This is a genomic window from Acidovorax sp. FG60, assembly GCF_057808995.1.
The window spans coordinates 141276-155139 of the sequence record NZ_JBMDJC010000002.1; the positions used below are offsets into that span (position 1 = coordinate 141276).

At 63.9% G+C, this 13864-nt stretch carries 14 protein-coding genes; 12 read left to right on the plus strand and 2 right to left on the minus strand.

All coding sequences use genetic code 11. The features are described 5' to 3' along the window. Window positions 1-18 precede the first annotated feature (18 nt). On the plus strand, window positions 19-1218 hold the full coding sequence (locus ACODS0_RS03450; RefSeq protein WP_488832847.1) for an SEL1-like repeat protein: 1200 nt from the start codon (window positions 19-21) through the stop codon (window positions 1216-1218). 111 nt (window positions 1219-1329) lie between these two features. On the opposite strand, the gene ACODS0_RS03455 is transcribed toward ACODS0_RS03450, so the two are convergent. Continuing rightward, a complete protein-coding gene (locus ACODS0_RS03455; protein WP_488832849.1) occupies window positions 1330-2226 on the minus strand; it encodes a LysR family transcriptional regulator in 897 nt (298 codons plus the stop codon). Window positions 2227-2710: 484 nt separating this feature from the next. On the opposite strand from ACODS0_RS03455, the gene ACODS0_RS03460 reads away from it, so the two are divergent. The 11 genes from ACODS0_RS03460 to mmsB all read left to right on the plus strand — a co-directional run bounded on the left by ACODS0_RS03460 (window position 2711) and on the right by mmsB (window position 12743). After that, the gene (locus tag ACODS0_RS03460) at window positions 2711-3553 is read left to right on the plus strand and encodes a collagen-like protein (protein ID WP_199726989.1); all 843 of its coding nucleotides are present in this window, start codon (window positions 2711-2713) and stop codon (window positions 3551-3553) included. Then, window positions 3550-4401 (plus strand): aspartyl/asparaginyl beta-hydroxylase domain-containing protein, encoded by an 852-nt coding sequence (locus tag ACODS0_RS03465; RefSeq protein WP_218301181.1) that lies wholly within the window; start codon window positions 3550-3552, stop codon window positions 4399-4401. Before ACODS0_RS03460 ends, ACODS0_RS03465 begins: the two co-directional genes overlap by 4 nt. Further along, window positions 4389-5414: a sulfotransferase gene (locus tag ACODS0_RS03470; RefSeq protein ID WP_488832851.1), complete on the plus strand. Its 1026-nt coding sequence runs from the start codon at window positions 4389-4391 to the stop codon at window positions 5412-5414. The genes ACODS0_RS03465 and ACODS0_RS03470 overlap by 13 nt, the downstream gene beginning before the upstream one ends. Next, window positions 5411-6595 carry an ABC transporter substrate-binding protein gene (locus tag ACODS0_RS03475; RefSeq protein WP_436129198.1) on the plus strand — a complete coding sequence of 395 codons (1185 nt, stop codon included), beginning with the start codon at window positions 5411-5413 and terminating at the stop codon, window positions 6593-6595. Before ACODS0_RS03470 ends, ACODS0_RS03475 begins: the two co-directional genes overlap by 4 nt. Before the next feature lie 11 nt (window positions 6596-6606). Then, window positions 6607-7152: a phage tail protein gene (locus ACODS0_RS03480; RefSeq protein WP_436129197.1), complete on the plus strand. Its 546-nt coding sequence runs from the start codon at window positions 6607-6609 to the stop codon at window positions 7150-7152. A 299-nt stretch (window positions 7153-7451) separates the two neighbouring features. Then, the gene (locus ACODS0_RS03485; protein WP_488832854.1) at window positions 7452-8975 is read left to right on the plus strand and encodes a CoA-acylating methylmalonate-semialdehyde dehydrogenase; all 1524 of its coding nucleotides are present in this window, start codon (window positions 7452-7454) and stop codon (window positions 8973-8975) included. Window positions 8976-9139: 164 nt separating this feature from the next. Continuing rightward, window positions 9140-9562 (plus strand): lysozyme inhibitor LprI family protein, encoded by a 423-nt coding sequence (locus ACODS0_RS03490; RefSeq protein ID WP_488832856.1) that lies wholly within the window; start codon window positions 9140-9142, stop codon window positions 9560-9562. A gap of 42 nt (window positions 9563-9604) precedes the next feature. Beyond that, window positions 9605-10771, plus strand: coding sequence for an acyl-CoA dehydrogenase family protein (locus tag ACODS0_RS03495; protein WP_488832858.1), 1167 nt, complete (start codon window positions 9605-9607; stop codon window positions 10769-10771). A gap of 72 nt (window positions 10772-10843) precedes the next feature. Next, window positions 10844-11308 (plus strand): TfoX/Sxy family protein, encoded by a 465-nt coding sequence (locus tag ACODS0_RS03500; RefSeq protein ID WP_409888775.1) that lies wholly within the window; start codon window positions 10844-10846, stop codon window positions 11306-11308. Between the two features lie 30 nt (window positions 11309-11338). Further along, window positions 11339-11740, plus strand: coding sequence for a DUF488 domain-containing protein (locus ACODS0_RS03505; RefSeq protein WP_488832860.1), 402 nt, complete (start codon window positions 11339-11341; stop codon window positions 11738-11740). Window positions 11741-11840: 100 nt separating this feature from the next. Beyond that, entirely contained in the window at window positions 11841-12743 is a 903-nt protein-coding gene (mmsB, locus tag ACODS0_RS03510; protein WP_488833252.1) for a 3-hydroxyisobutyrate dehydrogenase, read from the plus strand. Window positions 12744-13121: 378 nt separating this feature from the next. On the opposite strand, the gene ACODS0_RS03515 is transcribed toward mmsB, so the two are convergent. Then, window positions 13122-13640 (minus strand): hypothetical protein, encoded by a 519-nt coding sequence (locus tag ACODS0_RS03515; RefSeq protein WP_488832862.1) that lies wholly within the window; start codon window positions 13638-13640, stop codon window positions 13122-13124. Between the last annotated feature and the right edge of the window lie 224 nt (window positions 13641-13864).

The window sequence follows — 13864 nt, forward strand, 5'->3', positions numbered from 1 at the left end:
GCACCGCGCAAGCCAGCAATGACCGCCCTGCCCCTCACCCGCCGCCGCTTCAACTGCGGCCATGTGGCCCATGCACTGGCAGCGGTCGGCACAGCCTTTCTGGGCCTGGCCTTGCCGGCGCTGGGGTCCGTGCATGCACTGCCCTCACCTGCCGAAGCCCCCATCGAACGTTCCTCCCTGCATGCAGCATCGCCACGCGCACCGGGGCCTGACCATCCTGACCGGGAGAAAAAGTTGCAGACACTTCGCCGCACAGCGCAAGGCGATGGGGCGGCCATGCGCAAACAGCGCCCCTCTGCGGTCCGTGTGACCTCCGACATGACCCCTGCCGATGCGGCCTGGTTGCTGGGCTTGCTGGCGCTGCATGGCCTGGCCATGCCCGCAGACCCGCCACAAGCCCAGCATTGGTTCGAGCGCGCGCAAATGCTGGGCCACCCACTGGCACCTGCCGGCCTGGCGTGGTGCCAGCTCAGCGGCTGTGTTGCAGCGCCCAACCCGGTCGCGGCCATGCACTGGATCGCTCTGGTGCGCCGTACAGAGCCTGGCCTGGCCAAGTACCTGCAATGGCATGCCGCCAAGGCACTGGCCCCCATGGACGAGCCCAGTGCCGCAGCACCGGCGCGGGACGCAGGCGCGTTGGCCCCGCCCCCATCGAGCCCCACCCTGCTGAAGCTGCTGACCGAGGCCAGCCGCGCGGGCAATGCGCAGGCCAGAAACGAACTCGGGTTGGAATACCTGGCGGCAGGCGACTTCGAAAAAGCGCTGGCCCAGTTCCAGTCTGCGTCCACACGATCTGAAGCCGCGGCAGCGAACGCCAGCCTGCTGACCAGCCGCATCCAAAGCGGACCCGCCGGGGGCGCACGGTCCGCCCGCTACAGCGCAGCAGACTGGTACAACGAAGCCCGGAGGTACCACCAGGGCGATGGCGTTCCCGCCAACTACACCGAAGCCGTGCGCCTGTACCAGATCGCTGCCAGCAGCGGCGATCCCCAGGCGCGCCGGATGCTGGCGCTGATCTTCTCCCGCCCCGCGCCCGACGGCACCGTGGACGTCACCTGGATGCAGCAACTGGCCGCCATCGACATGGGTCCAGGCGGCGGCCTGCCCGCAGGCACTGCCCGGGCCGTGGCGCCCCAGGGCTGGCAGCGGGACCCCAGCCCTTTGTATGAATGGGTTCCGGCAGAGTGGAGAACCTCCGCCACAGCAACCCGGCGCTGATCGGCCCCGGCGCCAGCGGGATGAACACGGCTTTGGTGGGCAAAAAATGAATAAAAACAGGCCCTGGCGCTTATAGATAAAGCGCAAAACGCTATTATTTATATAGCAAATTCAAACAACTGGTGGCAACAAGAGCCCCTGCTGCGCTGCCACGGCTTCGCGCAAGAACGCCCACGTGGCCTGCATGCGTGCAACGTGTTTGTTCTCTGCAGGCATCGACATCCAGAACGTTCGCTGAAACCGCGCCAGCCCAGGCAGCACCGGGATCAGCGACGGGTCCTGCGCCGCCACGAACGCAGGCAGCACCGCAAGCCCACCGCCGGCACGCGCCGCCTCGTACTGCGCCAGGATGCTGGTGCTGCGCAGCACAAAATGCGCGGGGCGGTGCAGCTCGTCCAGGATCTGCAGTTCCTTGCTGAACAGCAGGTCATCCACGTAGCTGATGAAGGTGTGGCCGCGCAAATCATCGGCCGTATGGATGGGCGCATGACCCGCCAAGTAGTTGCGCGCACCGTACAGCTGCAGCACATAGTCAGTGAGCTTGACCACCAGCACCGCCCCGCGCGCCGGGCGCTCCAGCGAGATCACGATGTCCGCCTCACGCCGGGACAGGTGCACCAGCCGGGGCAGCGCCAGCAGGTCCACCACCAGGCCCGGGTGGCCCAGCGCAAAGCGGGCCAGTTGGGGCGCCAGGATCAAATTGCCAAAACCTTCGGTGGTGCCAATGCGCACCAGGCCGTGCAGGCCCTGGCGCACACCCGGGGCCGCGCTCTCGACCGCAAGAAAGGCCGTCTCCATCGCCTCCACCTTGGGCATCAGCTGCCGCCCGGCCTCGGTCAGCCGGTGGCCGCCTGCTTCACGGGCAAACAGGGCCGAGCCGACCTGCTTTTCCAGCGCCTGCAACCGGCGCGACACGGTGGTGTGCTCCACCCCAAGGCGGCGGGCGGCGCCTGCCAGCGTGCCAGCGCGCGCCAGCTCCAGAAAATAGCGGAAATGGTCCCAATCCATGGCCCGATTGTGGCGCTCCGCGCAGAGATGGCGGAAAAACACCCGGCCCAGCGCCGCCGAAATCAGCCCGGCCGGGCCCACCAAGACCCACGGGATAGGTACGTCATGTCGCCACGTATCGTTTGATACATGTCATTTAACAATTTACACAGTATGCTTTCTATTGCACACTCCGCCCGCGCTGAAACCTGCACACAGAACAGGGCAGCGCACCGCAACCAGAGCCAAACGGGTCTACACACCCGCCATGGCGGCCAGCAACAGTTCAGCGCAAGGGAGAAAAGATGAACGCATTCGCGCAGCTTCCGGGGCTGTCTGCCGGCATGCCCATGCCGTGCAACGGGTTCCACCGGCTCCCGCGCCTGTCCAGGGCGTTCACCTTCGCGGCCACGGGCCATTTGTCACCCCTCCCATCTTTTCGCACCACGGGGCCTGTCCTGTCCTGCCCTGCTTTGCCCACCCGCATCCTTAGCCTTCAACCTCTATGAAACGCACCACTTTTCCCTATAAGTCGCTTTGGGCTGGTCCGGCCTGCCTGGCACTGGCCACTGTGTCCGTCCACGCTGCGGATATAAGTTTCACGCCCCCGGCAGGTGGTGGATTCGTGGTCAAGGGGCCGGGCAATACCGAGCGCCTGCGCGTACAAGACTCTGGCGAAGTGCGGGTTCCCAGTCTCTCGGGAACGGCCAATACCAATGCCAATGTGCTGTGTTTTGACGGCCCGACCGGGCGTCTGGGCCAATGTGCCCCCGGGGTCACCACCGGAGCGACAGGCGCCACCGGTGCAACAGGAGCAACAGGCCCGGCGGGCCTGACAGGGGCTACGGGCGCCACAGGCCCGGCGGGAGCGACAGGAGCCACGGGCAGCGCAGGTCCAACGGGTGCCACGGGCTCGGCCGGCGCTACAGGCGCTACCGGACCAGCGGGAACACCCGGCGCCCAAGGAACAGCAGGCCTTACCGGCGCCACGGGTGCCACCGGCTCGGTGGGCCCGGCAGGCGCCACAGGGGCCACCGGCCCCCAGGGTCCCGCAGGCAGCAACGCGATCACTGTCAATATTCGGCCAGCCACTGGCACAGGCACGGCAGACAGCTGCGCTGTGACCTCCTGCTGCAATGCGGGCGAGAAAGTCATCGGCGGCGGGTACGAAGGGGCCAGTGGCGCTGGGGGGATCGAAGCAGACGGTGTATACGTGGCGGCCAACCGCCCCGTCGAAGGCGGTGCTTGTGCGGCCGGGGTGCAGGGCTGGTCAGTCCGCCTGCTCAACTCCTACCGCGTTCCCGCTTTGACGACCGCCTGCAGTGCTTACGCCATCTGCACGCAATGACGTCTGCGGAATCATCGCTTGCTGAACTGCCACCACGGGGCCTGTGGGTGCAGGGCGCGCAGACAGCTCGGCTGCCCTGGCGGTTTGACACCCCCGCCGCCCTGGCAGAGGTGAATGCGCTGCCGGCCTCCCTCTGGCGCACCCATTTCAATGAAGGCCGCCATGACGGGGGATGGCAGGCGTTGGCGCTGCGTTCTGCGCCCGAGGCACCTATCGATGTAGTTCCCGTGGATGTGGCTGCCTCGCGCTATGCCGACACACCGGCCCTGGACCAATGCCCCACTCTGCGCGCCATGCTGGACACCATGGCATTGCCATGGAAGTCCGTGCGGCTGATGCAATTGCTGCCGGGCTGCGAGATCAAGGAGCACACCGACGCCGACCTGTGTGTGGGGCGCGGTGAGGCTCGCCTGCATGTGCCGCTACAAACCGGCGAACGGGTGTTCTTCCATGTGGATGGAGAGCGCATTCCGCTGCGCGCTGGCGAATGCTGGTATGTGGATGTGTCGCGCCCGCACCGGGTGCGCAACCGTGGCACCCTGAGCCGAGTCCACCTGGTAGCCGACACCTCGGTGGACATGCGCTTGGTCGATGCCCTGCGCGCGAGCGACTGCGGTGACCCCCTGCCCGACGCGGATGACCCGTGGCGCCAGTTCATCCAGTTCCGCGACCTGGTGGGGACCAACGCTGACTATGCAGAGCGACTCAGCACCATCACCAACCTGGCCGACTTCGTGCGTGAGTCAGTGCACATGGGGCAGGCCGCGGGCTTTCAATTTGACGCATCGGACGTGGAGTCGGCCATGAAGGCCGGGCGCCGCGCATGGACTGAGCAATGGGTACTGTGAACTTCAGCGGCTGGCGACCCATTCGCTTTTACATCGCACAGGGCCAGGTGATGGTGGACTGGGCTCGCCTGCTGGACGCGCCGCTGCGTGAACCGTTTTTCCAGCATGGCATCCAGAATCAGCTGAGGCACCCCTTCCACCTGGCGTTTCGGCGCCAGACGCCGCTTCACGACCTGCTGGCCTGGCATGAGCAATCCCCAGGTCTCGATCCTTCGCTCGTCATCTTCCATGTGTCGCGCTGCGGGTCCACCCTGATCACACAAACGCTGGCAGAAAGCCCCCACCACCTGCAACTGTCTGAGCCGGGCCCCGTGGACTTCCTGGTACGACAGGCGCTGGCCTCTGGCCTGATCGACGAAGCCCAGGTAGTCCGTGCGTTGCGCGCGTGGACCAGCGCCTGGGCGCAACGCTGCGACAGCGCCAGCCCACCGCTGCAGACCATGAGCCTCAAGCAGGACGCCTGGAACACCGACAAGGCAGCGCTGTTTGCAAAAGCCTGGCCCGATGCGCCTTGGGTCTTCCTCACCCGCGAGCCGCTCGCGGTGCTGGTCTCCCAGATGCGCGAGCGTGCGTTTTTTATGGTCCAAGGCGCGCTGGGCCATAACTTTGGTGGGGTCAACCCTGCCGAAATGCACGCCATGTCTGCCGAGCAGTATTGCGCCCAGATGCTTGGCAGTATTTACGCAGCCATGGCGCAGCAGTTCGACCCCACACGCGCGCTGTTGCTCGACTACGCCCAGTTGCCCGATGCCATCGAAACACAGGTGCTCCCCCACATGCGATGGCAGGTCTCGCACGCGGATCGAGAAAGAATGCGCGAGCGCGCCACGCGGCACGGCAAGCAACCCCACGAAGTCTTTGAACCAGATACACAAACCAAACACAGCATGGCAAGCGACCTTCTCCAATCCTTGACTGCGCAGTGGATCGCACCTCACTACGAGAAGCTCCATGCGCAGCGGCGCAGCCACCCTGCGGCAGTTACCATCCAGTCTGAGGAAGCACTGCAATGATTGCGGCACTGCATCGACGCCATTTTCTGGCCACCGGCGGGGCTGCAGCGGCCACCGGCGTTCAGGCTTCCACCCCCCTCCTGAACTCCCTGGGCACAGCAAACCCACGCTGGCGCATCTTGGCCATCGCCCCCAGCTCTGAAAAGCTGCCGGAGCTGACCCGTGACTACCAGCAAGGTGTGGAGTTAGGGCTGGCCCAGGCCGGAGCCTCGTCCCAAGTCGCCCTGACCTGGCTGACTGCAGGCTTGCTGCCATCAGCGCCTGCCAAGGCAGTGGGTGCGGCGCTTCAAGCCAGGCCGTTTGACGCGGTGATGGGATGGATGCCTCCCGCGCTGGCAAACAAGGTGTCGCCCTTGACAGAGTCGGCAGGCGTGCCACTGTGGATCAGCGACACGGGCGCAGACATGGTTTCGCAGTCTGATACCCACCCGCTGACGGTTCGCCACAGCCTGGAGCTGTGTGCCATGGCCACAGCCCTCGCCGACAGGGTGTACGCGCAATGTGGTCCGCGCGCCTTTCTCAGCATGGGGCGGCACGAGTCGGGCTTTGACTTCCTGCAGTCTTTTCAGCAACGCTGGCAGGCGCTGGGTGGGAAGGTGGTGGGCCGCCACATTGCCGACATGCCGAACAACGCTTCCGAATTTGGGGGCCTGAAGCAGTCCATCATTTCCTACCAGCCCGATGCGGTGATTGCACTGTATTCGGGCCCCCAGTCGCAGCGCTTTGCGCAATGGTGGCAAAAGCACTCGGCGGCGCTGCACACAAGTCTGGCAGGCTTGCCCTGGCTGACTGAACACCCCCCAGGCATTCAGGCGCACACCGTTGCCACCTGGCCTTCGAACGAATTCGCCGACACTGCATGGAAGACCCGCTTCGCGCAAGCGGGCCTAGGCTGGACGGCGGCTGCACTGCTGGGGGCCGAGGCTGGCGCCACCCTCGGTGCAGCGCTGGCCGCTGCACCCCAGGGGGCCCGTGCTCGCGAACTGTGGGCCAGTCTGCCCAATAGCCTCCTTGCGGGCCCCCGTGGGGAGCGCCGTTGGGCTAATGCAGCTAGCGACAGTGAAGGCCCTCTGTGGGAAAACCCCGTTTTGGGAGCCAGCGCCCGAGTCCTGCGCCCCACCCACACACCAGGAACAGCCGTTTCACAACGCGGCTGGACTACTGGCTATCTTTTGACTTAAAGAGGAAACCCATGTCCCAACCCTTTATCGGTGAAATACGAATGTTCGGAGGCACCTTTGCCCCCAACGGCTGGGCGTTTTGCAACGGCCAACTTATCTCTATTGCACAAAACTCTGCATTGTTTGCCCTGCTGGGCACCACGTATGGAGGAAACGGGCAAACGACCTTCGGCCTGCCCGATCTGCGAGGGCGAGTTCCCATGGGCCATGGTCAGGGTCCGGGACTTACACTCCGCGTCCTGGGTGAGATTGAGGGTACTGAAAATGTCACCTTGATCTCCACAAATTTACCGGCACACACGCACACCGTCTCTCTCTCATCACCCGCAACAACCAGCCTTGGCACGCTCATGGAGCCCGGTCCAGGTACCGTACCGGCAGCGTCCAACCAGCGCAATGCGCAGTACGCGCCCAGTGCCAGCGCCAATACGCAACTACCGGTGAGCAATGGCAACACCGGAAGCGCTGGAAACAACTCGCCCGTTTCCGTGATGCAACCCTCTCTCGCTGTGAGCTTCATCATCGCTTTGCAAGGCATTTTTCCCTCTAGAAATTGAGCACACCGTGCTGCGCCAGCGAATGCTGGCAAACACCCAAAAATGGGGCAGGCCGTACAGGGCCTGCCCCATTTTTTTGTGGGTCCCTACAGCCCATTCGGCAAAGCACGAACCCCTGAGATCTATCCCGCCCCCATGAGCCCATGAAGGACAGGGGCACAGTCAAGGGGCCGCGCGCCAAGACCGTGCGTAAAAGCACATCCAAATTGCAATTTGACGCATTGCAATTACATATTTGCACGCATACCATGCACAGGTTGGCCCCATTGCAGGCCCTTCACCACCCCGGAGACAAACCCATGAACGCACCCACCAACGTGGCCGCACTGGCCCCCACCGTCAAGCTGCTGATCGGCGGCCAGTTCGTCGAATCCAAGACCACCGAGTGGCGCGACGTGGTCAACCCCGCCACGCAAGAGGTGCTGGCCCGCGTGCCGTTTGCCACCGCTGAAGAAATCGACGCCGCCGTGGCCTCGGCCAAGGAAGCGTTCAAGACCTGGAAGAAGACGCCCATCGGCACCCGCGCCCGCATCTTCCTCAAGTACCAACAGCTCATCCGCGAAAACATGGCCGAGCTGGCCGCGATCCTGACGGCAGAACAAGGCAAGACCTTGCCGGATGCAGAAGGTGATGTGTTCCGTGGCCTCGAAGTGGTCGAACACGCTGCCAGCATCGGCAACCTGCAACTGGGCGAGCTGGCCAACAATGTGGCCGGTGGCGTCGACACCTACACCCTGCTGCAACCACTGGGCGTGTGCGCAGGCATCACCCCCTTCAACTTCCCGGCCATGATCCCGCTGTGGATGTTCCCGATGGCGATTGCCACGGGCAACACCTTTGTGTTGAAGCCCTCCGAGCAAGACCCGATGGTGACCATGCGCCTGGTAGAGCTGGCGCTCGAAGCCGGCATTCCACCCGGCGTGCTCAACGTGATCCACGGCGGCGAAATGGCCGTGAACGCGATCTGCGACCACAAGGACATCAAGGCCGTGTCGTTCGTGGGCTCCACCAAGGTGGGCACCCATGTGTACAACCGCGCCACCCTGGCCGGCAAGCGCGCGCAATGCATGATGGGCGCCAAGAACCACGCCATCATCCTGCCCGACGCGAACAAGGAGCAAACGCTCAACGCGATTGCCGGTGCCTCGTTTGGCGCCGCTGGCCAGCGCTGCATGGCCCTGCCCGTGGTGGTGCTGGTGGGCGAGGCGCAAAAGTGGATTCCCGAGCTGGTGGCCAAGGCCAAGACGCTCAAGGTCAACGGCGGCACCGAAAAGGGCACCGATGTGGGCCCACTGGTGTCCTGCGCCGCCCTCGCCCGCGTGGAAGGCCTGATCGAGCGCGGCATTGCCGACGGCGCCACGCTGGAGCTCGATGGCCGCAAGCCCGTGGTGCCCGGCTATGAAAAGGGCAACTTTGTGGGCCCCACGATCTTCTCGAGCGTGAAGCCCGGCATGGCCATCTACGACCAGGAAATCTTTGGCCCCGTGCTGGCCCTGGTGCCCGCCGCCGACATCGACGAAGCCATCGAATTCATCAACGCCAACCCCAACGGTAACGGCACCGCCATCTTCACCCAGTCGGGTGCGGCAGCACGCAAGTTCCAGGAAGAGATCGACGTGGGCCAGGTCGGCATCAACGTGCCAATCCCTGTGCCAGTGCCGCTGTTCTCGTTCACCGGCTCGCGCGCTTCCAAGCTGGGTGACCTGGGCCCCTACGGCAAGCAGGTCGTCATGTTCTACACACAGACCAAGACGGTAACGGCCCGCTGGTTTGATGACAGCACGGTGAGCCAGGGCGTCAACACCACAATTAGCCTGAAATAACCCCCTGAGCGGCTGCGCCGCTTCCCCCTTTTCTCTGCATCGCTGCGCCATGCAGAAGGGGGACGCCACCCGTGCCTGAACCGTGAGATGGCGGCCCTTGCACGGTGGCGCTGGCGTTGGGCCGCGCCGGTTTCGACTGCATTGGTCGGTGGTAAAAGCAGGACATGCAAATTTTCAAACTGAAGAATTGGGTGTCAACGGTGGCCGTAACTGCAACCGCCGTGGGTGCGTTGTTGCTGAGCCCGGGTGTTTATGCCCAGGCAGGCGCCGCGTGCCGCGACGCCGGTAGTCTGGAAGAGACCAACGCGTGCGCAGTCAAGGCCTACCAGGTCGCGGACACGCAGATCGCCATCCTCTACGGTGATGTGATGCGCGCCCTGTCGGCCCATGAACGCCCCCAGCTGCGCCAGGAGCACACCAACTGGCAGCGCGACCGCATCACGCGCTGCAAGCAGGCCACACGCGCCAGCGAGTCAGAACCCGAGTGGCCGCGCCTGTACCACGACTGCCTCACCGCAGAGACCGAGAACCGCCGCAGAGGCCTGATGCGCTGGCTGACGCTGGACCATCCGTCTGCCAAGCCTTAAAAACTCCACCCCAGAACAACAAGAACCAACGAGACAAGCAGTATGGACTTTGAACTCACCGAAGAACAACGCGCCTTTGCCCAGACGGCCCGCGACTTTGCACAAGCTGAGTTCGCACCCCACGCCGCGCACTGGGACGAAGAAGGCATCTTCCCGAAAGAAGCCATCGCCAAGGCGGGCGAGCTGGGCTTTTGTGGCCTGTACGCGCCCGAAGCCGCCGGTGGCCTCGCCCTGCCCCGCCTGGACGCCACGCTGGTCTTTGAAGAAATGGCAGCGGTGGACCCCAGCACCACCGCCTTCATCACCATCCACAACATGGCCACCTGGATGCTGGGCACCTGGGCCACGCCCGCCGTGCGCGACCACTGGGGCCCGCGGCTGACCACCGGCGAAAAGCTCGCCAGCTACTGCCTCACCGAGCCGGGCGCAGGCTCCGACGCCGCCTCGCTCAAGACCCGCGCCGAGCTGGTGGGCAACGTATACGTCATCAACGGCGCCAAGGCCTTCATCAGCGGCGCAGGCAGCACCGACGTGCTGGTGCTCATGGCCCGCACGGGCGATGCACAGTCCGGCGCCAGCGGCATCAGCGCCTTTGCCGTGCCCGCCGATGCGCCCGGCATCAGCTATGGCAAGAAGGAACAGAAGATGGGCTGGAACAGCCAGCCCACGCGCACCATCAGCTTTGACAACGTGCGCATCCCCGCCGACCACCTGCTGGGCCGCGAGGGCGAAGGCTTCAAGATCGCCATGAAGGGTCTGGACGGCGGCCGCATCAACATCGCCACCTGCTCGGTGGGCGCGGCCCAAGGCGCGCTCAATGCCGCCCAGCAGTACATGCAAGACCGCAAGCAGTTTGGCAAACCCATCGCCAGCTTCCAGGCGCTGCAGTTCAAGCTGGCCGACATGGCGACGGAACTGGTCGCCGCCCGCCAGATGGTGCGCCTGGCTGCCAGCAAACTCGACGCGGGGGCACGCGACGCCTCCACCTACTGCGCCATGGCCAAGCGTTTTGCCACCGACGCAGGCTTCTCCGTCATCAACGACGCCCTGCAACTGCACGGCGGCTACGGCTACATCCGCGAATACCCGCTGGAGCGCCTGCTGCGCGACGCGCGTGTGCACCAGATCCTGGAAGGCACCAACGAAATCATGCGCGTCATCATTGCGCGGCGCATGCTGGATGGGGATGCGACGGAGGTGATTCGCTGAGCGTTTACTCCTGTTTTCATAGCTGCCAGCGCTTATCCAACAGGCGGTAGCAGCACATTTGAATCAGAACCCATGCCCGCCCGCCCCCTCTCCGACGAAACCCTGCACCTGATCGACGCCGTCCGCACGGCGCTCGCGCACCGCAGCGACGTGGAAGAGCGGACCATGTTTGGCTGCTACTGCTTCTTTGTGGACGGCAAGCTGTGCATTGGCATCAAAGGTGAAGAGCTGCTGGTGCGCCTGCCACCCGACCGCCACGGCGAACTGCAGGAGATGCAGAACACCCGCGAACTCTCGCCCGGCGGCGGCATGCAGGGCTACTTCTGGGTGGAGCCCAACGGCTACGCCACGCGCGCGCAGTGGAACTACTGGGTCGAAGAAGCCCTTGCCTACAACCCACTGGCCAAGGCCTCGCCGCGCAAGAAGAAAACAACCAACACCCCGGCTGCAGCGAAGAAAGCACCCGCCAGCACCGGCACCAAGCCGAAGACAAAAGCCGCCGCGAAGAAGCACAGCATCTTCGAAGCCGACGACTGATCTGCCCCACCCAACCCGGAGCCCACCACCATGCCCCTTCGCATCGTCCGCCTTGGCACCCCGCGCGCCGCCGGGGAAGGCACCCGCATCGGCACCGTGCGCCGCCCGCCGCGTGGCGTGCCCAAGGCCGAGTTCGCCAGCCGTGACTACTACGACGTGTGGTACCCCCTGCTCTCCCCCAGCGCCGACATCATGGCCCAGGGCCAGCAGGTGCCCACCGGCCAAGAAGGCGACAAGGCGTGGGAGGCCTTCGCCAAACAGTTCCGCAAAGAACTGGCCCAGCCCGAGGCCAGCCGCACGCTCGATTTACTGGCCGCGCTGTCGCACCACAGCGCCATGTCGCTGGGCTGCTATTGCGAAGACGAGGCCCGCTGCCACCGCTCGGTGCTGCGCGCCGAGCTGGCAAGCCGTGGGGCCGACATCAGCCCCTAGATTTCAAGCTTATTAGGCCGTTACCGCGCTATGGACAAGCCTTTCTAGCTATCAAATTCATACTAAACCCGTCCCCATTCCCTTTCACCATCACAACGACATCCAGGAGCAACACAGCATGAAAATCGCATTCATCGGCCTCGGCAACATGGGCGGCCCCATGGCACACAACCTGCACAAGGCAGGCCACGAAGTGCGCGCGTTCGACCTCTCCCAACCCGCCCGCGACAAGCTGGCGGCCGACGGCGTGCCCATCGCCACCGACGCCAAGGCGGCCGTCGCAGGCGCCGAAGTCGTCATCAGCATGCTGCCCGCCAGCCAGCATGTGGAAGGCCTGTTCCTCGGTGCGGGCGAGCTGCTGGCCCAGTTGCCTGCGGGCACGCTGATCATCGACTGCTCCACGATCGCAGCCGCCACCTCCCGCAAGGTGGCCCAGGCCGCCAAGGCCAAGGGCGTTGCCTTTATCGACGCCCCCGTGTCGGGCGGCACCGGCGGCGCCATTGCAGGCACCCTCACCTTCATGGTGGGCGGCGACGCCGCCGACCTGGAACGCGCCCGCCCCGTGCTCGAAAAAATGGGCGCCAACATCTTCCACGCAGGTAGCGTGGGCGCAGGCCAGACGGCCAAGATCTGCAACAACATGCTGCTGGGCATCCTGATGGCTGGCACCAGCGAAGCCATTGCCCTGGGCGTGGCCAACGGCCTGGACCCCAAGGTGCTGAGCGAAATCATGCGCCGCAGCTCGGGCGGCAACTGGGCGCTGGAAAAGTACAACCCCTTCCCCGGCGTAATGGAAACCGCGCCTGCGAGCAAGGGTTACGCGGGTGGCTTTGGCACAGACCTGATGCTCAAGGACCTAGGGCTGGCGCAGGAGAACGCGATGGCGGTGAAGGCTGCTACGCCGCTGGGGGGGATGGCGCGCAATTTGTATGCGGCGCACAGCCTGGCGGGGCATGGGGGGCTGGATTTTTCCAGCATTATCAAGATGGTGCAGAAGGGGTAATCGCTCCTCCATCATAGAAAAACGCCAGCGCTTGCTGGCGTTTTTATTAGTCGGATTGAAAGCATCTGATCGTCAGTGTCCAAGAAGCAGTTAGAGCGACCGGTCTGAGAAAGATTTAGAGAACTACGTCAGATCGCCGTCCGCCGTATTGTCTGGCTCTTCCTCACTCTCAGTCTCACAACTGGCGCCGCCGGAAGGAGTACCAAAGAGCGTACCGAGGTAGCCAACGCTTGCCCCCGTAAGCATGAGGGTGCAGGGTGGAACAGCATCGAACCGTTCAGCGCCGGTGAGCTGCTGAAGAGCGCTGGTCATGGCGGCACCGAGCAGGATTGCCGCCACCGCCCAAAATGTGTACCGAACTGCTAGCTGCATCGCGGTCTAGCGTTTGACATGAGGGGCGGCCGAGGGCGATAGCCCTTCGACGTCCCTCTCCGTGGAAGGGTTAGCCGCACACGCGGCAGACCCACGAATGGCGGCCTGAAGATCACTAGCCGCGACTTCCAAGGCGGGGCCGCTAGCGCGAAAGTCTTCGAGTTTGTGCAAAAGCCCTCCAACTGCTGAAGGGGAGAATGACCAGCCTTCTACGCTCGACCAACCTTGAACGACCGAATACCCAGTAGAAGTAGCGGTGCAGCGCAACCAGCCACTGCCTTGGTCTGAAAAGTCAAATGGCAGATAAGCGACCTCATCAGCTTTCAGCTCCTGTACAGCCTCAAGCCATTGTTCATGAAGTCGCACGAGAACTGCGCGAATCTTTCGATCGTCTTCGGCCTCAGGAAGAAGTTCGTTGTCGATTGCGAAGTAATAGGAATCGCATATCCACTCTTCCCCGGCAAAGCGAAGAACAATGTCTTGGTGTCCCGTTTTGTTGTCGTGGAAGGTAAGACTAAGATTCACTTTGTGGGGCCTAATGTGATGTATCCCGCAAAACCTGCTGGATAAACTGGACCATGAGGGATATTCTGGACACGGATTCCCAAATGCCTTGCGGTCCAAGTTTGCAGCTATAGACCTGTTCAAAATCCAGGGTTATAAATTCTGTAAAACCCGGCAAGTTTCAACCGAACCAACTATAGCTTGAGAACGTGCGGAGCCGGTCCGCCGCCACTTTCTCGCTGGCA

Excerpts from the sequence above, each read along its gene's own strand:
- ACODS0_RS03450 (WP_488832847.1), top strand. The coding sequence starts at position 19 with ATGACCGCCCTGCCCCTCACCCGCCGCCGCTTCAACTGCGGCCATGTG.
- ACODS0_RS03455 (WP_488832849.1), bottom strand. The coding sequence starts at position 2,226 with ATGGATTGGGACCATTTCCGCTATTTTCTGGAGCTGGCGCGCGCTGGC.
- ACODS0_RS03460 (WP_199726989.1), top strand. The coding sequence starts at position 2,711 with ATGAAACGCACCACTTTTCCCTATAAGTCGCTTTGGGCTGGTCCGGCC.
- ACODS0_RS03465 (WP_218301181.1), top strand. The coding sequence starts at position 3,550 with ATGACGTCTGCGGAATCATCGCTTGCTGAACTGCCACCACGGGGCCTG.
- ACODS0_RS03470 (WP_488832851.1), top strand. The coding sequence starts at position 4,389 with ATGGGTACTGTGAACTTCAGCGGCTGGCGACCCATTCGCTTTTACATC.
- ACODS0_RS03475 (WP_436129198.1), top strand. The coding sequence starts at position 5,411 with ATGATTGCGGCACTGCATCGACGCCATTTTCTGGCCACCGGCGGGGCT.
- ACODS0_RS03480 (WP_436129197.1), top strand. The coding sequence starts at position 6,607 with ATGTCCCAACCCTTTATCGGTGAAATACGAATGTTCGGAGGCACCTTT.
- ACODS0_RS03485 (WP_488832854.1), top strand. The coding sequence starts at position 7,452 with ATGAACGCACCCACCAACGTGGCCGCACTGGCCCCCACCGTCAAGCTG.
- ACODS0_RS03490 (WP_488832856.1), top strand. The coding sequence starts at position 9,140 with ATGCAAATTTTCAAACTGAAGAATTGGGTGTCAACGGTGGCCGTAACT.
- ACODS0_RS03495 (WP_488832858.1), top strand. The coding sequence starts at position 9,605 with ATGGACTTTGAACTCACCGAAGAACAACGCGCCTTTGCCCAGACGGCC.
- ACODS0_RS03500 (WP_409888775.1), top strand. The coding sequence starts at position 10,844 with ATGCCCGCCCGCCCCCTCTCCGACGAAACCCTGCACCTGATCGACGCC.
- ACODS0_RS03505 (WP_488832860.1), top strand. The coding sequence starts at position 11,339 with ATGCCCCTTCGCATCGTCCGCCTTGGCACCCCGCGCGCCGCCGGGGAA.